Below are 23,399 nucleotides of genomic sequence, written 5' to 3'. Positions count from 1 at the left end.
ACATATTTATCACCTAAGCACATTTTGTAGTACCTTCATTATACAAAAAAAGACCGCAGACAAATCCCCTTTTTGGGGGATTTGTCTACAGTCTGAAAGATCGAAGGTTCCCTTCGATCTTTTTCTGTTTTAGAAGGTTTAATGAAAAAGACATAAAGGCTTTTACCATTTTCTTTAAATTGTAGACTGGAATGATATTCTCTAAATATAGATTTAGATTTTTTTTTATGCAGTATTATCTTTAGTGAAACTCTATTTTAATAGAATAAGATAAAGGGAATATGCATTCTTTACTCATGTAAAAAAATGGGTAATTTACACACTTAATATAATATTCAGAAATATATTAATTTAAAGAAAATTATACTAGACTAACCAGAATCTATGTTTTACAATACAATTAGTCAATTAGGTTTACTGAAATATTATTCAATTTACAAACATTAAAGGTATTTTACTCTTACTTAGAAACTATTACTTCATTATGTTTGCTATTTTCAGAATAGTTAATTATTTAAAAGGGGGAATATTAAGATGAAGAAAAGTAGTATTACTAAAGTTCTAATGACCTCTACCTTGGTAGCGGGATTATTAGCGGGTTGCGGAGCAAAGACATCAGGTGGAAGCGATACTATTAATCTAGGAGCTAACCTAGAGCTATCAGGTGCAGTGGCTTCTTATGGCCAATCAATTGCAGAAGGTATCGATCTTGCTATCGAAGAAATCAACAAAAGTGGTGGAATCGACGGCAAAAAGCTGAAGATTACTAAAGTAGATAATAAGTCTGATGCAGCTGAGGCAACGAATGCTGCAATTAAACTTACAAGTCAAGACAAGGTAACAGCAATTATCGGAGCAGCGACTAGCGGTAACACGGTGGCACAAGCTCAAATTGCAAACGATAATAAGACGGTATTACTTTCACCTTCCGGGACAAGTCCTAACGTAACCGTTGGCACTGATGGAAAGTTAAATGAGTTTGTTTTCCGTACTTCCTTCATTGATCCTTTCCAAGGAACAGTTGCAGCTAACTTTGCAGCAAAAGACCTTAAAGTTAAGAATGTAGCGATTTTTGCAGATAGTGCTAGTGACTACGCAAAAGGACTTGCAGCATCATTTAAGGAAACGTTTGAAGCAGAAGGTGGAAAGATTGTATCTGAAGAAGCTTATGTTGCAAAAGATACGGATTTCCGTTCTACATTAACTCGCATTAAGGCTAAAAATCCAGAATTCGTATTTATTCCTGGATATTATGAAGAAGTTGGTTTAATCATTAAACAAGCTCGTGAAATGGGCATTACTGTTCCATTCATGGGTGCTGATGGTTGGGATTCTCCGAAGCTAGTAGAATTAGCTGGGGCAGACGCTTTGAACAACACATTCATTACAAACCATTATTCTTCTGAAGATCCAGATAAAACGATTCAAAAGTTTGTAAGCACTTTTAAAGAAAAATACGATGGCGATGCACCTGATGCATTTAACGCACTTGGTTATGACTCTGTTTATTTAATCGCAGATGCAATCGAACGTGCGGGTAGCACAGATGCAACTAAAATCAAAGATGAGCTTGCAAAAACAGCAGATCTTTCTCTAGTTACTGGTATCGTGACGGTTGACGACAAACACAATCCGATTAAATCAGCTACTGTATTAGAATACGTTGATGGCAAGCAAAAATTTAACACAAAAGTTAATCCTTAAGAAGGAATAGTGAAATGGGAGGATTACAAATCCTCCCATTTCACTTGTATACATTATTGTGGATTAGATAAGGAGTGAGAATCATGGAATGGATACAGCAAATAGTTAACGGCATTTCACTCGGAAGTATTTACGCTTTAATTGCATTAGGCTATACAATGGTTTACGGAATTATTAAGTTAATTAACTTCGCTCATGGCGATGTCTTCATGGTGGGTGCATTTGTTGGTTTTTACGCTATTGCAGGTTGGGGATTAAGTTTCTTCCCAGCATTATTGCTTTCAATGGCTGTTTGTGCGGTATTTGGGGTACTGATTGAGCGTATTGCCTATAAAAGACTTCGTAATGCAACTAGAATTGCAGCCTTAATTACTGCAATAGGGGTTTCCCTATTAATCGAATATGGAGTGATCTATATTCGTGGCGCTCAACCAGAGGCGTATCCAAACGTATTACCTAACAAATCTTTTGATTTTTTTGGTGCACAAATTAGCAGTCAATCCCTTTTAATTCTTTCAGTTTCAGTGATCCTGATGATCATTTTGCAGTTTATCGTTCACCGAACAAAAATCGGTAAAGCTATGCGTGCCGTATCACATGATATGGATGCTGCTCGTTTAATGGGTATTAACGTAGATAATACCATCTCAGCAACATTTGCAATCGGATCTGCTTTAGCTGGTGCAGCAGGGGTTATTTTTGGTGTGTATTATACAAAAATCGAACCATTAATGGGAATCATCCCTGGTCTGAAAGCTTTCGTAGCTGCTGTTTTAGGTGGAATCGGAATTATTCCAGGAGCGATGGTCGGAGGTCTTGTTCTTGGAGTAGTTGAAACAGTAGTAAGTGCATTAGGTTATTCTCTATGGAGAGACGCCGCCGCTTTTATCATTCTTATATTAATACTTATCTTCAGACCGTCAGGCATCTTTGGTAAAAATACGAGAGAGAAAGTGTAGGTGAAACAGAACATGAAAAAATTTACAGGATTTTGGCTGTATATTATCCTAGCAGTTGTTGTTTATGGAGTTGTTCAAGTCCTCATCAACACTGCATACTTGAATCCGTTCTATACCAATATGCTAGTCTTTATGATTATCAATATCATCTTAGCGGTCAGCCTTCATTTAGTTATAGGAATTACTGGTCAGTTCTCAATTGGTCACGCTGGATTCTTGGCGGTAGGGGCTTATATTTCGGCTATATTCACTATGAAGCTACAGCTACCTTTTCCAGTCGCATTGTTAGCAGGTGGAGTGATTGCCGCATTAGCTGGATTAATCGTAGGGATTCCAAGTTTACGATTAAAAGGTGATTATTTAGCCATTGCAACCTTGGGATTTGCAGAGATTATTCGTATTGTATTCTTGAATATTGAATATGTTGGAGGCGCTGCAGGGATGCAGGTTTCCCATTTAACAACATGGACATATTCGTTTGTGTGTCTAATTATCACTCTAGTAGTGATAGTGAACTTTACAAACTCAAGACATGGAAGAGCTTGTATTTCTATTAGAGAGAATGAAATTGCAGCAGATTCGATGGGGATCAATACTACATACTATAAAGTTATCGCTTTTGCATTAGGCTCGTTCTTTGCAGGAATAGCAGGAGGATTGTACTCTCACAATTTTTATATCATTCAACCTACTAACTTTGGTTTCTTAAAATCATTTGATATTTTAATTTATGTTGTTTTAGGTGGACTTGGAAGTTTATCAGGATCAGTAATTGCAGCGATTCTATTAACAATCGTCTCTACTTTCCTACAGGACTATCCTGAAACACGTATGATTATTTACAGCCTAGTATTGGTCATTGTCATGCTTTACCGACCACAAGGTTTAATGGGAACTCGTGAAATCACAGACTTCTTTGGCAAATGGAAAAGCTCGAAAGGAGGCAACTAATATGGTCAATAAGCCATTGCTACAAGTTCAGGGAGCTGGAATTCAATTTGGTGGACTGAAGGCCGTTTCGGGTTTCAACATGGAAATTCAACAAGGAGAACTCATTGGGCTTATTGGACCTAATGGTGCCGGAAAAACGACGAGCTTTAATTTGCTTACCGGAGTATATGTTCCAACCGAAGGAGAAATTTTATTTGACGGGAAGCGACTTAATGGATTGGCTCCATATCAAGTTACACGTAGGGGAATAAGCCGTACCTTTCAAAATATTCGCCTTTTCAACGAGCTATCTGTGTTGGATAACGTTAAAGTTGCTTATCATTCATTGGCTAAAAATTCTATTTTAAGTTCTATATTCCGTCTTCCTTCACATTTTTCTGAAGAAAAAGTGATGGAGGAAAAATCAATTGAATTCCTTAAAATCTTTCAATTAGATAAATATAAAGATGAAAAAGCTAAAAATCTACCTTATGGGCAACAGAGAAGATTGGAAATTGCAAGAGCACTGGCAGCGGGTCCTAAACTTTTATTATTGGATGAGCCAGCTGCTGGTATGAACCCTCAAGAGACACATGCTCTCATGGAATTAATTGCTTTTATCCGCAAAGAATTTAATTTGACCATTCTACTGATTGAACATGATATGAAATTGGTAATGGGAATTTGCGAAAGAATTTATGTATTAGACCATGGCCAACTTATTGCAGAAGGTACACCAGAAGAAATCCGTAATCATCCGAAAGTCATCGAGGCTTACTTAGGAGAGGAGGTTAATGACAACCATGCTTAAAGTTGATCAAATTGATGTTTATTATGGAAATATACAGGCTCTTAAAGGAGTTTCTATAGATGTAAATCAAGGTGAAATTGTAACCCTGATTGGAGCTAACGGAGCGGGAAAAAGCACCCTTCTAAAAACCCTGTCAGGTTTACTCAAGCCTAAAAAAGGATCGATTCAATATTTGGATGGTTCTATTGCTGGAAAGCCTGCTCAGTCCATCGTACAAGCTGGAATATCTCACGTACCAGAAGGGCGAAGAGTGTTTGCAAATATGACTGTGGAGGAAAATCTTGAGCTAGGTGCCTATTTACGAAAAGACAAAAAGGAAATACGCAAAGATTTTGACAAAGTATTTGAGTTATTCCCTCGACTTCTTGAGCGTAGAAAGCAATTATCTGGGACCCTTTCAGGTGGAGAACAACAAATGCTAGCTATGGGAAGAGCCATCATGGCAAAGCCTAAGCTCTTATTACTAGATGAGCCATCCATGGGATTAGCCCCGTTAATGGTAAAAACCATCTTTCAAATCATTGAAGAGATCAATCGTGATGGAACGACGATTCTATTGGTTGAACAAAATGCCAATATGGCTTTATCTATCGCGAACCGTGCCTACGTAATCGAAACTGGCCGTGTGGTAGTTTCAGGAACCGCAGAAGAGCTTCAGGCAAGTGAACAAATCAAGCAGGCTTATCTTGGCGGTCTATAGGACTGGAAACATACAAAAAAGGTAAAACCCCATGCTTTCATCGCTGGGGTTTTACCTTTTTTGTATGGCAAATCTATGGTTAAATTTCAAGGTAGTTTACAACTCAATAATTGTATCATGTAGGACTACTCCTACCTCCTAATTGTAACCCTTCTCAAAAAACTCATGTAATACACCGGTTTAATGAATCTCAATAGTAATTTTTTGATTCTTCTAGAAATAAAATAAATAACACTGAAATCGCAGTGAAATCAACCATAGATTAATTTTTCTAAGAAAGGAGTCTTTGTGGATAAGGATAAAACAGTAAAGAGGAAAATGAGGCTATGGACTAACGCAGACGTAGTATTCTTAGTAGCTATTTTCTATTTATTGGGTGTATTAACCGCCATCATATGTTATATTTTTTTATTTTTCCATAAAGATCCATTGGTAATAGACGAAGAAACAAAACATTCCTTTCTTCAGAGAACTATTCATAGTACCGATAGAAGTTCAAATTTATTTCTTCCAGATAAAGAAAAAGTAAGATTAACAAAGGAAAACGAATATTTACTATGGGAAACTTCTACTGTAATCCGGAGTGCCTTGTATCAATTTGTTAAGGAAAACGGGAAAATGCCTGTTACACTTTCTTCCCTTACTCCCAAGTATCTGTCTGGAATACCTAAAGAACCAATGACTCTTTCCAATAAAGTTGTGGGAACAGTTTCAGGTAAAGGCGGGTGGGTGTACAATCCAGCTCCTGTTTTTAGCACAGAAGAAGCAGACTTAATAAAAGGTATAGAAGCAGCGTTACTCCCAAATATAGAATACAAAATCAGCAACGGTTTTGAACCTTTAAAAATTATCGTATCGAACTCTGACCATAAATTAAGAGTGGTTTCTGGTAATCATATAATCAGAGATTATCCAGTGGGATTGGGTGTGGAAGGAAAAATCATTTCTGGATCATTTACCGTTAGGGATAAAATTATGAATCCCAACAAACACATGTATCCATTGGAAAAAAATCCATACGGAAAAAGAGGATTGGAATTATCGAATCCACTGTATGCGATTCATGGAACCTATAAAACTGAAAGTATCGGGGAAAATCAATCAAACGGATGTATTCGAATGTTAAATAACGATGTTATCGAACTGTATTCCATGATTCCGATTCATACTAAAGTTGAGATTAGTAACAATGGGCTAAACTCGATTGATGAAAATCCGTCTTTACATCTGGGTGAACAAAGCGATCTCCTGTATGACGAGGAAGATAACTCTGAGGAAGAGGATGTAAATACTACCTTTTTTTGGTCTGGATAATAAAAAGGACGACACAAATTTCCGGGGGAATTTCGTGTCATCCTTTTTTATAGCAGAGAAGAAATCAGACGTAGTGCCAATTTTAGGAAAGTATAGGTGAAACTACTCCTCTGTCTTCGCCTCGAGGCTAGCCTTGAGGCGAGTTTTTATATTAACCGTTGTTTAGGCTGATAATGTAAATCCTTAAATAATTGGCTTAGTTCATCCTTCGTAAGGTCTCTCCATTGTCCAATTGGTAGGTTTCCTAAATGTATGTTCATAATTCTTGTTCGTCTAAGGCTTTTAACCTCATAACCAAGGGCTGAGCACATGCGACGAATTTGTCGGTTTAATCCTTGAGTCAAGATGATTTGGAATACATACCTAGAAGATTGCTTTACTTTGCACGGTAAAGTTACGGTATCTAGAATCTCCACGCCAGATGCCATTTTGTTAAGAAAAGCTTCAGTGATGGGCTTATCAACCGTTACGATGTATTCTTTTTCATGTTTATTTTCAGCACGCAAGATTTCATTCACGATATCCCCATCATTGGTAAGGAGAATTAAGCCATCTGAATCTTTGTCGAGGCGACCGATGTGAAAGATACGCAATGGATGATTAACGAAATCGACGATATTGCCTTTAATATGTCTTTCGGTCGTACTAGTGATACCTACAGGCTTATTCAATGCAATATAGACATGTTCTTGTTCGGCGACAATAGGTTTACCGTCCACTCGAACATCATCCCCAGGTTCCACTTGGCTACCTAATTCCGCAACATTCCCATTTATAGTAACTTTCCCTTCGGAAATCAACTTGTCAGCCCCGCGTCTAGACGTAAATCCGGATTCACTAATAAATTTATTAATTCGCAAACAGGTCACCCTTTAAGATAGATTTATGCTTATAAGATTACTTAATTTTACGTACATGTACAAGTGGAGTGGTATATATAAAAATATTAGAACGGACTAATGGTAAAATTAACGGTTATTAAAAGTATTAGACATAAAACAAATAAAAAACCCTTGTAATTTTAAGAAAATTAACTATAATGAAAATTATCTTATAATCGAATAATAAATGAAACCTTATCCAGAGAGGCAGAGGGACTGGCCCTATGACGCCCGGCAACCGCTATTTTATATAGTATGGTGCCAATTCCAGCAGAGCAATATTGCTCTGAGAGATGAGGAAGAGTATATATTGTATTCAGAAACTCTTCCTGTCTTGGGAAGAGTTTTTTATTTTTTAAGGCTATAAGAAAGCTAATTATATATAGGGGGAACGTTAGATGAAAAAAGTAATTTCATTGCTGACAATACTTTTGGTCTTGTTAGTAGGATGTGCATCTGGAAAAGAGACAAAAGAAGTGAGTGGAGAAGCAAAGAAAGAAAGTAAGCAACGAATCGCTCTGATTTTACCTGAAAAAATCGGTGTAAACCCATTCTTTCAACAAATGGATGATGGTGCAAAGAAAGCAGCTGAAGAATTTGGAGTAGAGCTAAAAACGATTGAATCTGCGGATCATTCTGCTATCGAGGAAAATATCCGTGTAGCAGTAGCCGAAGGATATGATTTTATTATTACTTCTTCTTTTGAATCGGAGGATGCATTGAAGAAGGTTGCAGCTGAAAACCCTGATAAGAAATTTGCAATTATTGATACGGCAGTTGATTTACCTAACGTTCGAAGCGTTTTATTCCGTGAACAAGAAGCAGCATATTTATTAGGAGCAGCGGCAGGACTTTCCACTAAGTCAAACAAGGTTGGAATGGTAGCTGCCGTGGATATTCCATTAGTTCATAAATGGACAGTCGGTTTTGAAAAGGGTTTAAAAGACACAAATCCTCAAGCGGAGTTTCTATTAAACTATGTTGGTAGCTTTACTGATCCTGCAAAAGCCAAAGAATTGGCTCTATTACAATCGTCAAAAGGAGCGGATTTTATTGCGGGTGCGGCGGCTGTAGGAGATCTTGGTGTATTTGAAGCAGCAAAAGAAAAAGGTTTCTTCACAGCAGGTCAAGATATAGATCTAGTTATTGATCCAGAGCATATCGTGCTTGCTCAATTAAAAGGAACAGATTCAGCAGCTTATGAAACAGTTAAATCGTTTGTTGAAGGAAACTATAAGGCTGGTGCAGTAGAATATGGATTAAAAGAAAATGGTGTCGGACTAACGTATGTTACACATGATAGTGAAACACCGCTTAATGAATTCATTGGGCAAGAGGTCATTGATCAAGTGATTAGCATTAAAGAAGATATCGTAGCAGGTAAAATTGAAGTTCCAAATCCATTAAAATAAGACAACATCATAAGCTCCCCATACAGGGAAGTACTCCTTGTACATGTATGCTAAACATTGGTCTGTAATACTTTCTTACATTTATTTAAAAATAGAGGGTGATTCTTAGCTTTAGAGTCGCCCTCTTTCCAACTTACGTTAGGGGGTACCAAATCTATGTCATTTCATTTAGAAATGAAGAATATGACCAAAAAATACGGTCATTTCCTTGCTAATGATAATGTTTCGCTTTCCGTAAAAAAGGGAGAGGTTCATGCTATTGTTGGTGAGAACGGGGCAGGTAAAACCACTCTTATGAGAATGCTGTATGGAATGGAGAAGCCTACAAGCGGTAGCATTCTTCTGAACGGGAAACCTGTGAACTTTGATGGCCCTAATGATGCCATAAAGAATGGGATTGGGATGGTCCATCAGCATTTTATGCTTTTTTCTGATTTTACAGCTGCAGAAAATATTGTAATAGGAATGGAGCCAAATTCCTTTGGATTTTTTCAAAGGAATCAATCACTTGAACGGGTAAAAAAACTAGCAGAAACCTTCCAACTTCAAGTTAGGCCAAATATTAAGGTGACTAACACATCGATTGGTGAACAACAAAGAATTGAAATTCTGAAGGTACTTTATCAAGGGGCAGAAGTTATCATATTGGATGAACCAACTGCCGTCTTAACGCCAACAGAAGTGAAAGGCCTATTAAAGTCAATAAGGCACCTAGCTGATCAAGGTAAAAGCGTAATTTTAATTACGCATAAATTAAGGGAAGTTATGGAAGTGGCAGATCATATTACGGTCCTTAAAAGCGGAAAGGTAACGGGATCTATTAGAAAAGAAGATACGTCCATTGATGAGTTAGCACAGTTAATGGTTGGGCGGGAACTAAAAGCTTTAAGTGAACGCACTAAAATGGAGCTTAAACCCGTATTAGAAGTCAAAAACGTCCATATCCAGGGAAAAAATGATAAGCCAGTCTTAGAAAATGTTACTTTTCAAGTCAATCGAGGAGAAATAGTCGGCATTGCAGGAGTTTCTGGGAATGGGCAATCAGAGCTCGTTCAAGCTATTACCGGACTTAAGAAAATCCATAGTGGACATATCGTAATCGGTGGATTGGATGTAACGAACAAACCAGTTGCAGATGGTCGTACAGAGGGAATCGCTCATATTCCTGAGGATCGCTATTTATGGGGAGCAGCTAGACAAGCTACGGTAGAAGAAAATGCGATCATGGGTTTTTATAAAAAATCGAGCTTTAATCGAAAGACTTTCATTCTGAAGAAAAGGTTTCGCAAACTACTGGAAGAATGGATTACCCGTTTTGAAATTAAAACGGCATCAATTTTCGAGGTGTCAGGAAATCTTTCGGGAGGAAATTTACAAAAACTAATTGTGGCAAGAGAGTTTGCTCAACAGACACCAGTATTAATTGCAGTGGAACCAACAAGGGGTGTTGATATTGGAGCCATGGAATACATTCATGAAGCCTTGATTGAGAAGAGAAATAATGGAGATTCAGTATTACTTGTTTCATCAGAATTAACGGAAATCCTAGCACTTTCTGATCGTATTATTGTGATATACGAAGGGAAAATTGCAGGAGAAATTAAACGTGAAAAAGCAACAGAGGAGCAACTTAGCATATTAATGGCCGGAGGAAAAACGGATGATCATACCTTCAAAAGTGCAGCAATTGTTTAAACCTTTACTCCAGCCACTTCTTGCCGTCCTTATTGGATTAATCACAGGTGCAATTGCAATAAGTATAGTTGGGGAACCTATATTAGCCACTTATAAGGAAATGTGGATGGGGGCATTTGGGAATTTTTATTTTGTTACTGCGACTTTAGCTAGAGCAACCCCTATAATTCTAGTCGGACTGGGCGTAGCCCTATCTTTTCGTGCTGGAATCTTTAATCTAGGTGCTGAAGGGCAAATGGTATTAGGCGCAATCAGTGCCGCGTTAGTAGCATTTTATTTTCCTGGACCAGGAATCATAAAGGTTTTTGCGGCCCTATCGGCAGGGATTATAGCTGGGGGACTCTGGTCACTTCTAGCAGGCTGGATGGAAGCGAAATTTAAGGTTCAGCTACTGATCTCAACACTTTTACTAAACTACATTGCAATTCTTTTTGCTAGTTACCTAGCTGCTGAGCCATTCCAGGATAAAAGTGGTTCAGCTGCCTTAGCCCAAACTCCAATGATTGATCAAAGTGCGTGGCTTCCAAAGCTCTTTACCGGAATGAGTCTTCATTCAGGATTTTTAATCGCCATTATTGGGGCTGTTATCCTCTATGTCATCCTTCGGTTAACTAGTTTAGGTTACGAGGTAAGGATGCTAGGATATAATCCTTTTTTTGCATCTTACGGAGGGGTTAATAAAACGAAGATTTTGTTCATCAGTATGTTCATTAGTGGAGGCTTTTCGGGTTTAGCAGGTACGGTTGAGGTTTTAGGGTCTCAGTATCGATTCGTGGACGGTGCATTGACAGGTTCGGGATTTGCCTGGACTGGAATTATGGCGGCACTCCTTGCCAGCTCTAATCCACTTGGAATTGTTGTGGCGGGTGTCTTGCTAGCTGCATTAGAAACTGGGGCAATGGGGTTGGAACGAAACACTGAGGTACCTCTTGAAATAGCTTCAGTCATCCAAGCTGTACTGATTCTATTGATCTCTGCAAAAATCACGTATAAATGGGTGAAACGAAAAAAGATAGGGGGGGAAGTACATGGAGTGGCTTGATTTATCCCTCTTCAGCTCAACTTTTCGAATGGTAACACCCATATTGTTAGCTGCTCTCGGTGGAGCACTTTGTGCGAGAGTTGGAATTTTCAATGTTGGATTAGAAGGATTAGTTTTAGTCGGTGCGTTTTCTGCCATAGTCGGAAACTATCTCACTGGAAGTCTATGGATTGCTGTCCTATTTGCAGCAGGGGTATCTGTTTTATTTTCCCTATTGTTTGGATATATTTCCATTCATTTAAAAGCGAATCCAATTGTAGTTGGTATTGCGATTAATTTCTTGGCCCTTGGATTGACGACTTTTTCCTTACGAACGATTTTCGGAGTAAAGGGAGCATTTTATGATAAGGATATGGCTGGACTCCCAAAGATTCAACTTCCTTTAATTGAAGATATTCCTATCTTAGGAACGCTTCTATCAGGCCATTCTCCTTTAGTTTATTTTGCTTTTTTAGCTGCTATTTTGCTTTATCTGTTTTTTTATAAAACGGTTGTTGGATTCAGAATTCTTGCGGTAGGAATGAACGAAGCTGCAGCAAGAAGTATAGGCTTACCTACGTCCAAGTTGAAATATGTGGCGATTATCTTATGTGGAATCCTGTGTGGATTAGCAGGAGCCCAGCTTTCACTTGGCCAATTAACCATGTTTACAGAGGGGATGACTGCTGGACGTGGATTTATCGCCCTAGTTGCTATGATGTTAGGTCAGTCTCATCCCATTGGCATTGTCGGTTCAAGTTTACTATTTGGACTTATGGATGCAATTAGTATCCGAATGCAGGGCTTCTCCATTCCTACCCAGTTTACTGGAATGCTGCCTTACATTATTACCATTGTAGCGATGTTTTTCTTGAAAGATCGTGGGATGGGCTCTCAATTATCAGAGCAGCAGGGCTCAAAGTAAAACCAATGTAAAAGGAGGATTTCCATGAATAAAGCTGAGCGCATTAAGAGAACAAGAGTCCCTGCTGTTGACCCGAGCTTAGCAGGACGACTTCCATCAGGACAAGTTTTAACGGAGCGGTTTCCCATACTACATGAAGGGGAAGTTCCAAAATACGATATGGAAACATGGAATTTGCGCGTGTTTGGTGAGGTGGATAAGGAAGTCACTCTTACATACGAAGATATTTTAAATATGCCACAGACTACTATTAAGACAGATATTCATTGTGTAACACGTTGGTCTAGGTTTGATAATGTGTTTACAGGTGTAAGTTTTAATGATTTCTTAAAAGAGATTGGAGTCGAGCTGAATAGCACGTTCATCATGCTTCACGCCGATCATGATTATACAGCCAATGTGGCCTTGGATGATCTAACGAGAGACGACGTACTGCTTGCACATTCCTTCGATGGAGAACCTCTTAGTGATAAGCATGGGTGGCCACTACGACTTATTATTCCGCATCTATATTTTTGGAAAAGTGTAAAGTGGCTAAGAGGTATAGAATTCATTAAAGAAAATAAGCCAGGATTCTGGGAACAAAACGGCTTTCATATAAACGGTAATCCTTTTAAGGAAGAACGTTTTTCTGGAGAAGAATTGCCCATACCTGAAGATGAATGGGAGAAAAAAGACTATGACTGAGTATTTGCCGAACTTAAAGCTAGATGCTGCCGAACTTCCTCAGCGAATTATTGTTTGTGGCGATCCAAGTCGAGCAGAACAAATTTCATCCATGTTAGAGAATTCATGCGTATTGTCTAAAAATCGAGAGTATCATAGTTACACCGGAGAATGGAAAGGAGTAGAGGTAGCAGTAGTCAGTCACGGTGTGGGAGCTCCTGGTGCAGCAGTATGCTTTGAGGAATTAGCAAAGGGTGGAGCAAAGGCTATCATTCGCGTGGGAACAGCTGGTTCCTATCAAAAGGAAATTGAACCCGGTAGCATGGTCATTAGCACATCTGCTGTTCGTTGTGATGGTTTAACTCGACAGCTTGTTCCTGAAGGCTTTCCGGCTGTTTCTGATAGATCAATTGTGGAAGCACTAGTTCGTGCTGCCAAACAAAGTGAACATGGTTCAAATGTTCATGAGGGAATGACATTAACTCTTGACGTTTTTTATAACGGTGTCCTTGACTTCCCGCACGAGCAGTATAAAAAAGCTGGTGTTCAGGCTGTTGAAATGGAAAACTCGGCTTTATTTGTAATTGCTGCTTTAAGAGGGTTTAAAGCGGGATCCATTTTAGCGATTGATGGCTATGCAGATGCTGATTTAAGAAGTGAATACAATCCTCATACCGATATTGTTTCTAGCGCAATCAAAGAAGAAGCCATAATAGCATTAAATGCCATTACAAAAATAAAAGTGTAGATAGTAAAATGAGCAAAGGAGTGAGGATTTTCCTCACTCCTTTTGATTTACGCAAAGTACTTATTCAGTGGATTCCAGTAGTTTTCGTGCCAGCCTTTTTCTAAATGCTCAGCCTGTCCATCAGGAATACCCGTTTGATCAAAAACGATTGTCGTTTGAGAAGGGCCATCCTCTTTAAGTTGAAATTTAACTAAAGTATAAACACCTTCTGTCCAATTCTTTGCACGCCATGCCTGCACGATTAATTGATTTGGAACGAGTTCGATCGTTCTCCCATGAATCATGCCTCCAAATAAAGAAAAGGGACCTCCAGCTTCATTGTGTATTTCTGTAGGTGCACCACCTGTAACTTGGCTGAAGATATCTGAATCAGTTAGCGCTTGAAATAATCGGTTTGCATTTACATTAAATTGGATTTGTTGATGGATAGTTGTAGTCATTTTATTCCTCCGAGTAGTTGATTTTTTATTTTCTTTTAGACCAAGGATCCATTCCAGGGTCATTACCTTCTGCTATGAATTGTAGGCGAAGCATGTAATGATTCCAGCCCTCAATGTGCGTAGGGATTTTTTCTTCTGGCAAATCATAATGGGTTAATATCAATAGGGTCCCACCATCTTTTGGTATCAATCGAAATTCTAATGTACTTGAACCTGGCGGAAGAACGGTTAAATTTGACCATCCCCAAGTCATAACGATTTTTTCATAAGGAACAATTTCTACATACTCTCCCATGGCAATATCATGACCATTGATATCAATTCGATATTTCCCCCCAATACTAGGGTCTAAGAGGACAGATTGTCCCATCCAACGAACTAATTTTTCTGGATCAGTGAAAAAGGAGAATAACGTTTTAGGTTGGCAGTTAATAAACAGTTCTTTTTTAATCGATTCATTCCTGTGAAGATTCATGGTTTTTCCTTTCTTCTTCTTCTGCAGCTTCTTTTAAGAGTAATAAGCGATCGTCCCAAAAACGGTCAATGTATTGTTTTAACTCAGAAAACCCTTCCCTTCTTATACCGTAATACCGTTTTGTTCCTACTCTTCGAATAGATACAAGTCCAGACTCTTCTAACACTTTCAGATGTTGAGACACTGCAGGAGCCGAAATATTAAAGTGTGATGCAATGAAAGTGGAAGTAAGCTCCTCGTCTTTGACTAAGTGCAACATTTCTCTTCTTTTAGGTTCTGATAATGCATGGATTATTTTTTCTATCATGCTTTTAATTTAGTATAAACTTAATTAAGTGTCAACTTAATTAAAGAGATATGAAAAATTTGCTAAAATAAAGTAACTAAATTTTGATGGGGGAGTTTTCCACAAGGCAGCTGCGAATGGATTACTTGATTTAATTATCGGATTAATCATTGGAGTCATTATTGCCTTAGTCTTCTTAAAAAATGCTTTATTTGGCTTAATGACTAAAAAGGCATATGTCATTGCTGTAGGAGATCATATTATCGCATTCTCGCTTTTAGGCGGTTTGCACGGATTTTGGATGTAATACATAAATAGAGGGTGACCTGATAAAAGGGTCACCCTCCGTTTTGTTATAAGGAAAAAACTTCAACGATTCGATCGGCCTTTACCCGTTTAGAACACAGCATAAAAGTCTGACTTATAAACTCCTCGACGTTTTGATCTTCCATTGGAATTCTAATTTGTACAGTCGTAGTGCCAAAAGCTTGTTTAAAATAAGCTTTTCTCTCAGCGTTTTTCCCATCTCGTTTAAGGGGATTATATTTCCACTGAAGATAAAGCTGACCATCCTTTTCAAACGTGTGATGAATTTCTGCAAGTGTAGTGGATTTATTGTGTGAGTATACCACTAAATAATAATTGTCATTACGATGCCAATCAATGAACAAGAAATATAGTCCGTTTTCCTCGGGCTTAGAGACAAAATAGGCTGCGACAATTGGTTTACCATTCGACCATTGGTGAAAGTTTTGTAAAGTATCGCTGGAAGTTTCTATTTTAGAAATATTATAAGTTGCTGTAGGGGATAGGACCCATTGTTCTATTGTTTGCGATAGTCTCTCAGCAAGTTTTTTCTCCACAAATGTAACTCCTCGTTTTCATTTTTATTTTCCCTTTCCTATCATTATCTGTTTAGGAGGGGGATATTGTAAAATGGAATTATACAGAACGTGGAAAGAAGGAACAAAATGCTAATTTTGATTGTCTTGATTGTGTTGATCGTTGCTATTTATGGTTTTATGAACGCTTATCCTCCACTAGGTGGGAGGAGATCAAAAGAAGATATCATTTCTTATTCACAATCTATCAATTTTTCAAAAGGAAGTTCATAAATCAGATTCCAACATCAATGGATATGAATTTCTCTACATCACTAACCCTTTTGAGAGATTTCATGAAAGGGAATCCTAAAGGAAAGCCAGAAGGCCCGATACCAATGGAAAAGCTGGTGATTCAATCAACTTCGAACCAGGCAAAAATCACATGGTTTGGTCACTCAGCCATTTTACTAGAATTAGACGGAAAGAATTTATTGATCGATCCCATGTTTGGAAAAGCCCCCAATCCATTTCCGTTTTTTGGGGATAAAAGGTATAGCAAAGGATTACCTTTTAAAGTCGGAGAGCTTCCTCAAATTGATGCTGTTTTTCTTTCGCATGATCACTATGACCACTTAGATTTCTATTCCATAAATAAATTAAAGGATAAGGTGAATCAGTTTTTTGTGCCATTTGGGGTGGCAAGTCATCTAAAAAGATGGGGTGTTCTTCCAGAGAAAATTCATGAGCATGATTGGTGGAATGAGTTCGAGTATGAAGGGCTTACTTTAGCCTGTACACCTGCACGGCATTTTTCTGGAAGAAGCTTGAATGATCGCAATTCTACGCTATGGTGCTCCTGGGTGATTTCAGGGAAACAAGACAAGATTTTCTTTAGTGGCGACAGTGGGTATGGTCCTCATTTTAAAGAAATCGGTGATAAATATGGACCCTTTGATTTGACGATGATGGAATGTGGACAGTATGACGAGCGCTGGTCTGCCATACATATGTTGCCCGAAGAAACGGTTCAAGCTCATCTTGATGTAAAAGGGAAATTGCTGATACCAATCCATTGGGGTGCCTTTACATTAGCATTGCATGACTGGACAGATCCTGTTGACCGCGTATTGAGTTCTGCTAATGAGAAAGGAGTGACAATCGCAACTCCTAAGATAGGGGAGCCTGTAATTCTTGGCTCAAATGAATATCCTTCCACTACTTGGTGGAGATAAAAAATGATTTTATAAGGAGATACCGAGGAGATGCAATTGGTTCAAAACGAAGTCGAAAGAATTGAAAAATTAGAACTGGCACTAACGGTTTTTAACTCGAAAAGAGCTCTTTCAATGCCTGATAAAAATCTTACTATTAAAAGGGTGGGTAATTGTACATCATTAATGGACACAGCTTCACCTAACTCTATTTATTACAATCGAATCAAAGGTTTTGGTATTGCAGATGCCGATAAAATAGACGAAATATTGGATACCTATTATACAAAAGGAATCAATCCTTGTTTTGATATGATACCAACACATATTGATTTGGAGGTTTCAAAAGCATTAGCTGCAAAAGGATATTATTGTGCGGAACAATTAGTTTTCTTAGGAATTGAACCTTATGAATATGGACACCAAGCAGACGGAATAGAAATCGTTAATGTAAGCGAAGAAAATGTTGTGGAGTTCCTGAACCTTATCTCTCAATCACAGGAGGGAATTGGATTTAAAGAGGAGATCGTTAAAAGTAAGGCACGCTATTTTATTGAGCCTCGCTTTCAAAATTTCATCGCCTACATCGGTCATGAAGCCATCGGAATGGGATCTCTTTTTATTGAAGGTGATGAAGGATATATCGCTAATGATTTTACCTTTCCCTCCCATAGGGGGAGAGGAGTTCAAAAAGCATTGCTGCATCATCGACTTCAAATAGCCCAAAAACTTGGTTTAAGAAAAGTCTTTACAGACGTTGAGTTTGGGACGATCAGTCATGATAATATGGTTAAACTAGGGTTTCAAACCATCTATATGAATTCATTTTGGATGAAGCAATAATCTGAAGGTAACTCTAGTTCGATTCATAGATTACTCGATTTAAAAAACTATTCAATATACCCGCTTTATGCTAAAATGGTGACTCAATTGCATATGACAGTTCGTAACCATCCTGTCACTAAACAAAACTAGGGAAATTAAATTAGAACTTTTATAGGTCATTATTTCACTTTGTTTACAGGGGGGAATAATGGCCTTTTTTGATTTTTTGAAAGGAGTTAAAATGATGGTAAGAGTATTCTTTTATTTAGTATCGATTGTCGCAGCGAATGTTCTGACTGCAGCCTTTGCTCCATTTCAATTGGGCATTTTCTTTATACCAGTAGGAACCTTTTTAATTGGTGCAACATTCATCATACGTGACCTTGTGCAAAATAAATATGGTAGGAAAAAAACCTACTTCTTTATCGTTACAGCGTTAGTATTGTCAGCCATAGTGTCATATTTATTAGGAGATTCATTAATGATTGTCACTGCTTCAGCAGTTTCCTTTATTGTCTCCGAGACGACGGATACTGAAATTTATAGTCGTCTAAAGCTTCCAATTGCTTGGAGAATTTTTTATAGCGGAATGGTTGGGGGACTTCTTGACTCCGCACTATTCGTTGTCATCGGTTTAAGTCCAATCGGGGCAGGGTTCTTACCATGGGAAGCTGTGCCAATCGCAATCTTAGGGCAAGTATTAGCAAAAACTTTGATACAGGCTTTGGGGGCAACTCTATATGGGTTAGTGAACCAAAGAACGAAAACAAATGTGAACTTTTCCTAAAAAAAGCTGTCAGATTGCTAATCTGACAGCTTTTTGCTCATTTTAGGATGGGGTTTTTCATGTTTGCCCAGGAAATTCTCGGATCAATGGTTCTCTGCATTCTATGATAAACAGGCACAAATCCGCATTTTGGCCAAAAAATGGAGGATGCTAGATTCGTGATTCTCCAGTCGGTTAAGATATATTGAAATCCCTTTTCTTTTAATAGGTTGACCGCTTCATTCATGAGTTTTTTTCCTACTCCAGAACCCATATGGGATGGTAAAGTTCCTGCCACACCTAACTCGATTGTATGAGAAGGAGTTCTCCAATTGGATTGGCAATCATAGTACACTTGGAACCCTATTGGTAGTTCAGATGACTCAGCAATTAATAAAAGAGTAACCTCTTCATCATCCACTATTCCTTTATACCCCTGCTCGAATTGAGAGACTGTTTCTGGAAAAACGATAGAGTAAACCGGTGAATCATTCTGGAAAGAAAGGATGATAGTTGATAAAGCTCCCATAGTGTCACGATCTTCTTGAGTGCCTTTCCTGACTTGTACTCCTTCAACATCATGAAAAGGTTGGTATTTAGTTACATCTAGTACGCCATGCTCCTGTTCAAACCCAAAGGAAAGTCTCTGAAAGGCATTCACGTATTTCCTATTTCCAGCAGGAACAATGACGTAGTGGTTGAAACATCCATTCTGGAGCCATATTTTAGATGCTTTAGAATATAAAACTCTTAATAAGTCGTCTGACGCATCCTTGTGGATTGCTAATCCCTCATACGATATCCACACATGTTTGCCACGAGTTTCATCAAATTTTATCTCGGCTAGGAGATATCCTACAAGTTTCCTTTCCATATAAGCCCCTGTTGCGATTACTCTACTTTTTTCAAACAAGGTATCAAAAAAGGATGTGATAGCTTGATGATCAAGGTCGGCTTCTTGTAAAAAAAGTAAATGATTTCTCTCTTCTTGCTGTCTTTCGGTAAATAAATGAACCATTTCAGGGATATTACTCTGGTTCAATGGACTGAATTGATAAGTAGCCATACGGTTTCCTCCATCATGATAATTGACTTTAACTAGAATTATATGGCAATTAAATTGAAACTAGTAGAATACTTTTAAGTGTGCATCTTTATCTTTTGGGAGTATTTCTTAATCAAAGATCAGAATGGACGTTCCTGCTAGGATAGTATTTCATTTTTCCATCTAACGGATGTTCCTTTGCGGTTAAGCAATCTGGTGTAATTTTAATCACGAGTGTTTTGCTACCTAGAGAAGATCGGTATTTATCCACGTGACTTTTTGATAAAGGAGCGTTGTAATAACCATTGTCGAATGATCATACTCAATTGTATCTCTTCCTTCCATTATGGGATGATATACTGATTGTATGGAGATTTTGACCTTGTAAAAAGTGACAATTACCATGAATATAATGGGGTCAGTTGGAGGAGCCATGATAGAATTAACACCATTACTTGATAGAGAAATAGAAGTGCCACTATATGTTCAGTTATATCAATACATCCGAAAAGAAATCGAGACTGGTGGGATAGAGCCAGGAGCGGTATTGCCCTCCATTCGATATCTTTCCAAGCATTTGAACATTAGTAAGAATACAATCGAAAATGCCTATCAACAGTTGATTGCTGAAGGATATGTGGAGAGTCAGCCTCGAAGTGGATTGAAGGTATTGCCTTTGGAACAACCACTAATTTCATTACATACTAATGTGAAAGATGTAAAACCATCGGTCAAACTGAAAAAAGAACCCTATTTATATAACTTCCTATATGGGGATATAGATTCTGAACATTTTCCGATGAAAAAATGGAAACGATGTCTACAGGAGGCAATGGCGGTAGAGACGGACCTTTTTATGTACGGTGATCGTCAAGGGGACTATAAGTTACGGTCAGAAATCGCCAATTATCTTTTTCAAGCGAGAGGGGTAAGTTGTGATCCGGGACAAATTCTTCTCTGCTCAAGTACTCAGTATGCGATTAGCCTCATTTGTCAGTGGCTCTCCTTAAATAGGACCCCGATTGCTATGGAGGAACCAGGGTATGATGGTGTGAGAACGGTCTTTGAAAACTATGGATGTGATATCCAAACAGTTCCTCTAGAGTCGGATGGAATTGATGTCTCTAAATTAAATGAAACAAATGCAAAAGTAGCTTACATCACTCCCTCTCATCAGTTTCCTTATGGCATGGTACTCCCCATCCAGAAAAGGCTGAATTTATTAGAATGGGCACACCTAAATGGAAGTTACATCATAGAGGATGATTACGATAGTGAGTTTCGATACCAAGGCCAGCCTATTCCTGCATTAAAAGCATTAGATACAAATGATAGAGTCATATATTTAGGAACTTTCTCAAAGTCTTTTTTACCTACTCTCCGATTAAGTTATTTAGTTATGCCAATCAGTCTAATGGAGATTTTCCACCAACAAATAGACCGATATAGTCAATCATCTTCTCCTTTATTTCAAAAGGCCATGTTTTTATTTATGAAGGAAGGGCATTTCGAGAGGCATGTCCGGAAAATGAGGCATGTCTACCAAGGAAAACATAAAGCTCTTATCCAAGCGATTGGAACGTATATGGGTGACCGTGTCGAAGTCATCGGTCAAAGGGCAGGCCTTCATATATTACTGAAGGTTAAAGAAAAGCACTATGAAGATTTAATGAGAAAAGCCGAACTGCTAGGGGTAAAAGTATATAATACGGAGAAATATTGGTTTAAAGGATCAAGTGAATCATCTTCCATTATCATGTTAGGCTTTGGGGGGCTCACTGAACAACAAATCATTGAAGGAATCAAACGATTGAACCAAGCTTGGTTTGAAATACCCTAACAGGAATAAGTCGGGAAATGGGGGAGACCCTGTTCCCCTTTTTTTAAAAATAGACAAAATATTATTAATATTTTAAAATCAGTGGTAATACCAGTTAATCCTACATAGAATACCAGTAGAGACTTATAAAGGAGAGAGAGATGAAGCAGGAATCAGTAAAGATAAAATCTTCGGATAAAATTAAAAGAAAAATGGTTAAGGCAATCTTAGAAAAAGAATTTCCAATCGGGAGTAATCTACCATCTGAGCGTGAGTTAGCGGTTGAGTTTGGTGTAGGCCGACCTACTATTAGAGAGGCGCTTCAGCAGTTAATAAGAGATGGTTGGATTAAAGGGAATAAAGGTTTGCCAGCTACAGTCAACGATTTTTGGCAAACGGGTAACTTGACAACCCTTGAACATATTATCGAACACCATGATTCTGTACCAGATGAATTTGTTGTTTATTTATTAGAAGTAAGGGCATCACTTTCACCATCTTATGTAAAAGATGCAATCATGCATAATCAGCCCAAAGCAGTCGCATTACTCGCATATTTAGATCAATTAATTGACGAGGCAGAATCGTACGCACACTTTGATTGGCAATTACAAAAGGGATTAGTCCGACTTTCACCGAATCCAGTCTATTTACTGATATTGAATAGTTTTAATAGTTTTTATCTAGGAATGGCAAAACAGTATTTTTCCGAGGAGCAACACAGAATAACATCTCGTCAATATTACAATGAACTTTTACAGGCTGCATTAAAGGGAGAATCAGAGAAGGCAGGGGAACTAGCAAGAAGGACAATGGTAGAAAGCATAAACTTATGGAAGAACCGAAAATTTTGAAAGGATAGTGAGATGGTTGCAAAAAAAGTATTTGAAAGAATTTCTATTTTTTCCTGATGTAACGATAATGAGTATTCTATTCCTAATAAGTATAAGTTTCACGGCAATGCATTTAGATTCTTATAAGACATGGATTGCAGTGGTTAGTGGCATGCTCGTATATATTGCATTTGAATATATTACACATCGCTTCGTGTTCCATCTAAAGCCTCCAAAGTCACAATTTTTTCTCAAATTATTAAAGCGCCTGCATTACGATCATCATGCTAAGCCAAATGAGTTGCATTTGTTATTCTTACCACTATGGTATAGCATTCCAAACATCGTTGTATTGGGTGTAATAGTATATTTACTTACAGGAAGTCTAGTTTTAACTAATGCAACTACTACTGGTTTAATCATCTTCTTTCTATATTATGAATTCGTGCACTATGTCGCACATCGTCCTGTACAACCAAAATCAAAATGGGGTCGTTGGATGAAAAAAGTCCATTTATGGCATCATTTTAAAAATGAAAACTATTGGTATGGCGTCACCAATCCTATTGGAGATGTAATAATGGGTACATTTGAAGATCAAGACCATGTAGAAAAAAGTCCGACAGCTAAGAACTTAGAAGCACATGGAGAAAAAATTGAATTATAATGTAAGATAAGCGGGGGAATATACTCCGCTTTTGTTTTTGTGCTTAAAGCATTAAATCGAATATTAAATGAGATTTCTAATTCATTTAGGTATAGTATTTCCATTGATTTAATTGTTTATATTTAAATGAAAAAACTTTTGATTTAGTTGTTGACTTTCATATACTAGAATAGTATTATTAAGTCCTGGCCGAGAAACAAAGAAACTTCTCGCCGGGAAGTAACTGTGAGATTTAAATTAACTCTTTAAAAAGTTATTTAAAAGGTTGACACGGTAAAAAAGAGATGATAAGATAGTGTTCTGTCTTACAAAAATAGTTCTTTGAAAACTAAACAAAACAGAAACGTCAACGTTTAATTTTAAGTCTTTTAAATAAGACATTTTATGAGCAAGTCAAACACTTTTTGGAGAGTTTGATCCTGGCTCAGGACGAACGCTGGCG

Annotated in this window: 25 protein-coding genes and 1 riboswitch; of the genes, 19 read left to right on the top strand and 6 right to left on the bottom strand. The window is 37.8% G+C overall.

What is annotated here, in order from left to right; all coding sequences use genetic code 11:
- Positions 1–534 precede the first annotated feature (534 nt).
- From G3O09_RS21005 to G3O09_RS20980, 6 genes are all read left to right on the top strand, one after another.
- Positions 535–1,704: an ABC transporter substrate-binding protein gene (locus G3O09_RS21005; RefSeq protein ID WP_163103389.1), complete on the top strand. Its 1,170-nt coding sequence runs from the start codon at positions 535–537 to the stop codon at positions 1,702–1,704.
- An 83-nt stretch (positions 1,705–1,787) separates the two neighbouring features.
- Complete coding sequence (locus G3O09_RS21000) at positions 1,788–2,663, top strand: branched-chain amino acid ABC transporter permease (RefSeq protein WP_163103388.1); 876 nt, start codon at positions 1,788–1,790, stop codon at positions 2,661–2,663.
- A gap of 12 nt (positions 2,664–2,675) precedes the next feature.
- Positions 2,676–3,614 (top strand): branched-chain amino acid ABC transporter permease, encoded by a 939-nt coding sequence (locus tag G3O09_RS20995; RefSeq protein WP_163103387.1) that lies wholly within the window; start codon positions 2,676–2,678, stop codon positions 3,612–3,614.
- Between the two features lies 1 nt (position 3,615).
- A complete protein-coding gene (locus G3O09_RS20990) occupies positions 3,616–4,404 on the top strand; it encodes an ABC transporter ATP-binding protein (protein WP_163103386.1) in 789 nt (262 codons plus the stop codon).
- Positions 4,397–5,104, top strand: coding sequence for an ABC transporter ATP-binding protein (locus G3O09_RS20985; protein WP_163103392.1), 708 nt, complete (start codon positions 4,397–4,399; stop codon positions 5,102–5,104). The genes G3O09_RS20990 and G3O09_RS20985 overlap by 8 nt, the downstream gene beginning before the upstream one ends.
- 288 nt (positions 5,105–5,392) lie before the next feature.
- On the top strand, positions 5,393–6,418 hold the full coding sequence (locus G3O09_RS20980) for a L,D-transpeptidase (RefSeq protein WP_163103385.1): 1,026 nt from the start codon (positions 5,393–5,395) through the stop codon (positions 6,416–6,418).
- A 146-nt stretch (positions 6,419–6,564) separates the two neighbouring features.
- Here the strand turns inward: G3O09_RS20980 and rluF are convergent, their stop codons facing one another.
- Positions 6,565–7,278 carry a 23S rRNA pseudouridine(2604) synthase RluF gene (rluF, locus tag G3O09_RS20975; protein WP_420850368.1) on the bottom strand — a complete coding sequence of 238 codons (714 nt, stop codon included), beginning with the start codon at positions 7,276–7,278 and terminating at the stop codon, positions 6,565–6,567.
- A 213-nt stretch (positions 7,279–7,491) separates the two neighbouring features.
- Positions 7,492–7,599: riboswitch (SAM riboswitch) on the top strand.
- A 98-nt stretch (positions 7,600–7,697) separates the two neighbouring features.
- Between rluF and G3O09_RS20970 the strand changes: the two genes are divergently transcribed.
- From G3O09_RS20970 to G3O09_RS20945, 6 genes are all read left to right on the top strand, one after another.
- Complete coding sequence (locus G3O09_RS20970; RefSeq protein WP_163103383.1) at positions 7,698–8,711, top strand: BMP family lipoprotein; 1,014 nt, start codon at positions 7,698–7,700, stop codon at positions 8,709–8,711.
- A gap of 156 nt (positions 8,712–8,867) precedes the next feature.
- Positions 8,868–10,406, top strand: a complete 1,539-nt coding sequence (locus G3O09_RS20965; RefSeq protein ID WP_163103382.1) for an ABC transporter ATP-binding protein — start codon at positions 8,868–8,870, stop codon at positions 10,404–10,406.
- Complete coding sequence (locus G3O09_RS20960; protein WP_163103381.1) at positions 10,372–11,448, top strand: ABC transporter permease; 1,077 nt, start codon at positions 10,372–10,374, stop codon at positions 11,446–11,448. The genes G3O09_RS20965 and G3O09_RS20960 overlap by 35 nt, the downstream gene beginning before the upstream one ends.
- Positions 11,435–12,352 carry an ABC transporter permease gene (locus G3O09_RS20955; RefSeq protein WP_163103380.1) on the top strand — a complete coding sequence of 306 codons (918 nt, stop codon included), beginning with the start codon at positions 11,435–11,437 and terminating at the stop codon, positions 12,350–12,352. Before G3O09_RS20960 ends, G3O09_RS20955 begins: the two co-directional genes overlap by 14 nt.
- Before the next feature lie 24 nt (positions 12,353–12,376).
- Positions 12,377–13,039 carry a sulfite oxidase-like oxidoreductase gene (locus tag G3O09_RS20950; protein WP_163103379.1) on the top strand — a complete coding sequence of 221 codons (663 nt, stop codon included), beginning with the start codon at positions 12,377–12,379 and terminating at the stop codon, positions 13,037–13,039.
- On the top strand, positions 13,032–13,766 hold the full coding sequence (locus G3O09_RS20945; protein ID WP_163103378.1) for a nucleoside phosphorylase: 735 nt from the start codon (positions 13,032–13,034) through the stop codon (positions 13,764–13,766). Before G3O09_RS20950 ends, G3O09_RS20945 begins: the two co-directional genes overlap by 8 nt.
- A 47-nt stretch (positions 13,767–13,813) precedes the next feature.
- Here the strand turns inward: G3O09_RS20945 and G3O09_RS20940 are convergent, their stop codons facing one another.
- From G3O09_RS20940 to G3O09_RS20925, 4 genes are all read right to left on the bottom strand, one after another.
- Complete coding sequence (locus G3O09_RS20940) at positions 13,814–14,206, bottom strand: SRPBCC family protein (RefSeq protein WP_163103377.1); 393 nt, start codon at positions 14,204–14,206, stop codon at positions 13,814–13,816.
- A 25-nt stretch (positions 14,207–14,231) separates the two neighbouring features.
- The gene (locus G3O09_RS20935; protein WP_163103376.1) at positions 14,232–14,681 is read right to left on the bottom strand and encodes an SRPBCC family protein; all 450 of its coding nucleotides are present in this window, start codon (positions 14,679–14,681) and stop codon (positions 14,232–14,234) included.
- Positions 14,662–14,988: an ArsR/SmtB family transcription factor gene (locus G3O09_RS20930; protein ID WP_163103375.1), complete on the bottom strand. Its 327-nt coding sequence runs from the start codon at positions 14,986–14,988 to the stop codon at positions 14,662–14,664. Before G3O09_RS20930 ends, G3O09_RS20935 begins: the two co-directional genes overlap by 20 nt.
- Before the next feature lie 332 nt (positions 14,989–15,320).
- Positions 15,321–15,830: a hypothetical protein gene (locus tag G3O09_RS20925; protein WP_163103374.1), complete on the bottom strand. Its 510-nt coding sequence runs from the start codon at positions 15,828–15,830 to the stop codon at positions 15,321–15,323.
- 108 nt (positions 15,831–15,938) lie between these two features.
- Between G3O09_RS20925 and G3O09_RS20920 the strand changes: the two genes are divergently transcribed.
- The 4 genes from G3O09_RS20920 to G3O09_RS20905 all read left to right on the top strand — a co-directional run bounded on the left by G3O09_RS20920 (position 15,939) and on the right by G3O09_RS20905 (position 18,614).
- Positions 15,939–16,082 carry a hypothetical protein gene (locus tag G3O09_RS20920; protein ID WP_163103373.1) on the top strand — a complete coding sequence of 48 codons (144 nt, stop codon included), beginning with the start codon at positions 15,939–15,941 and terminating at the stop codon, positions 16,080–16,082.
- Between the two features lie 17 nt (positions 16,083–16,099).
- A complete protein-coding gene (locus tag G3O09_RS20915; protein ID WP_163103372.1) occupies positions 16,100–17,023 on the top strand; it encodes an MBL fold metallo-hydrolase in 924 nt (307 codons plus the stop codon).
- Positions 17,024–17,053: 30 nt separating this feature from the next.
- The gene (locus G3O09_RS20910; protein ID WP_163103371.1) at positions 17,054–17,845 is read left to right on the top strand and encodes a GNAT family N-acetyltransferase; all 792 of its coding nucleotides are present in this window, start codon (positions 17,054–17,056) and stop codon (positions 17,843–17,845) included.
- A gap of 190 nt (positions 17,846–18,035) precedes the next feature.
- Positions 18,036–18,614: a VUT family protein gene (locus tag G3O09_RS20905; RefSeq protein WP_240338521.1), complete on the top strand. Its 579-nt coding sequence runs from the start codon at positions 18,036–18,038 to the stop codon at positions 18,612–18,614.
- Positions 18,615–18,651: 37 nt separating this feature from the next.
- Here the strand turns inward: G3O09_RS20905 and G3O09_RS20900 are convergent, their stop codons facing one another.
- Entirely contained in the window at positions 18,652–19,659 is a 1,008-nt protein-coding gene (locus G3O09_RS20900; protein ID WP_163103370.1) for a GNAT family N-acetyltransferase, read from the bottom strand.
- A gap of 412 nt (positions 19,660–20,071) precedes the next feature.
- Between G3O09_RS20900 and pdxR the strand changes: the two genes are divergently transcribed.
- From pdxR to G3O09_RS20885, 3 genes are all read left to right on the top strand, one after another.
- Positions 20,072–21,478, top strand: coding sequence for a MocR-like pyridoxine biosynthesis transcription factor PdxR (gene pdxR, locus G3O09_RS20895; RefSeq protein WP_205439699.1), 1,407 nt, complete (start codon positions 20,072–20,074; stop codon positions 21,476–21,478).
- A 140-nt stretch (positions 21,479–21,618) separates the two neighbouring features.
- Positions 21,619–22,311 carry a GntR family transcriptional regulator gene (locus tag G3O09_RS20890; RefSeq protein WP_163103369.1) on the top strand — a complete coding sequence of 231 codons (693 nt, stop codon included), beginning with the start codon at positions 21,619–21,621 and terminating at the stop codon, positions 22,309–22,311.
- Positions 22,312–22,327: 16 nt separating this feature from the next.
- A complete protein-coding gene (locus G3O09_RS20885) occupies positions 22,328–22,957 on the top strand; it encodes a sterol desaturase family protein (RefSeq protein WP_163103368.1) in 630 nt (209 codons plus the stop codon).
- Positions 22,958–23,399 lie beyond the last annotated feature (442 nt).

This window comes from Peribacillus alkalitolerans (genome assembly GCF_010882125.1).
GTDB classification, from domain to species: domain Bacteria; phylum Bacillota; class Bacilli; order Bacillales; family DSM-1321; genus Bacillus_BN; species Bacillus_BN alkalitolerans.
The sequence above is the reverse complement of the archived record's forward strand: the minus strand, read 5'-3'. Positions and strand labels throughout refer to the sequence as shown.

What these genes read in the sequence shown, in the direction of transcription:
- G3O09_RS20910 (WP_163103371.1), top strand. Translation starts at nt 17,054, where the DNA reads ATGCAATTGGTTCAAAACGAAGTCGAAAGAATTGAAAAATTAGAACTG.
- G3O09_RS20985 (WP_163103392.1), top strand. Translation starts at nt 4,397, where the DNA reads ATGCTTAAAGTTGATCAAATTGATGTTTATTATGGAAATATACAGGCT.
- G3O09_RS20920 (WP_163103373.1), top strand. Translation starts at nt 15,939, where the DNA reads ATGCTAATTTTGATTGTCTTGATTGTGTTGATCGTTGCTATTTATGGT.
- G3O09_RS20915 (WP_163103372.1), top strand. Translation starts at nt 16,100, where the DNA reads ATGGATATGAATTTCTCTACATCACTAACCCTTTTGAGAGATTTCATG.
- pdxR (WP_205439699.1), top strand. Translation starts at nt 20,072, where the DNA reads ATGATAGAATTAACACCATTACTTGATAGAGAAATAGAAGTGCCACTA.
- G3O09_RS20955 (WP_163103380.1), top strand. Translation starts at nt 11,435, where the DNA reads ATGGAGTGGCTTGATTTATCCCTCTTCAGCTCAACTTTTCGAATGGTA.
- G3O09_RS20995 (WP_163103387.1), top strand. Translation starts at nt 2,676, where the DNA reads ATGAAAAAATTTACAGGATTTTGGCTGTATATTATCCTAGCAGTTGTT.
- G3O09_RS20960 (WP_163103381.1), top strand. Translation starts at nt 10,372, where the DNA reads ATGATCATACCTTCAAAAGTGCAGCAATTGTTTAAACCTTTACTCCAG.
- G3O09_RS20890 (WP_163103369.1), top strand. Translation starts at nt 21,619, where the DNA reads ATGAAGCAGGAATCAGTAAAGATAAAATCTTCGGATAAAATTAAAAGA.
- G3O09_RS20965 (WP_163103382.1), top strand. Translation starts at nt 8,868, where the DNA reads ATGTCATTTCATTTAGAAATGAAGAATATGACCAAAAAATACGGTCAT.
- G3O09_RS20930 (WP_163103375.1), bottom strand. Translation starts at nt 14,988, where the DNA reads ATGATAGAAAAAATAATCCATGCATTATCAGAACCTAAAAGAAGAGAA.
- G3O09_RS20900 (WP_163103370.1), bottom strand. Translation starts at nt 19,659, where the DNA reads ATGGCTACTTATCAATTCAGTCCATTGAACCAGAGTAATATCCCTGAA.
- G3O09_RS20945 (WP_163103378.1), top strand. Translation starts at nt 13,032, where the DNA reads ATGACTGAGTATTTGCCGAACTTAAAGCTAGATGCTGCCGAACTTCCT.
- G3O09_RS21000 (WP_163103388.1), top strand. Translation starts at nt 1,788, where the DNA reads ATGGAATGGATACAGCAAATAGTTAACGGCATTTCACTCGGAAGTATT.
- G3O09_RS20950 (WP_163103379.1), top strand. Translation starts at nt 12,377, where the DNA reads ATGAATAAAGCTGAGCGCATTAAGAGAACAAGAGTCCCTGCTGTTGAC.
- G3O09_RS20935 (WP_163103376.1), bottom strand. Translation starts at nt 14,681, where the DNA reads ATGAATCTTCACAGGAATGAATCGATTAAAAAAGAACTGTTTATTAAC.
- G3O09_RS20970 (WP_163103383.1), top strand. Translation starts at nt 7,698, where the DNA reads ATGAAAAAAGTAATTTCATTGCTGACAATACTTTTGGTCTTGTTAGTA.
- G3O09_RS20940 (WP_163103377.1), bottom strand. Translation starts at nt 14,206, where the DNA reads ATGACTACAACTATCCATCAACAAATCCAATTTAATGTAAATGCAAAC.
- G3O09_RS21005 (WP_163103389.1), top strand. Translation starts at nt 535, where the DNA reads ATGAAGAAAAGTAGTATTACTAAAGTTCTAATGACCTCTACCTTGGTA.
- G3O09_RS20990 (WP_163103386.1), top strand. Translation starts at nt 3,616, where the DNA reads ATGGTCAATAAGCCATTGCTACAAGTTCAGGGAGCTGGAATTCAATTT.
- G3O09_RS20905 (WP_240338521.1), top strand. Translation starts at nt 18,036, where the DNA reads ATGGCCTTTTTTGATTTTTTGAAAGGAGTTAAAATGATGGTAAGAGTA.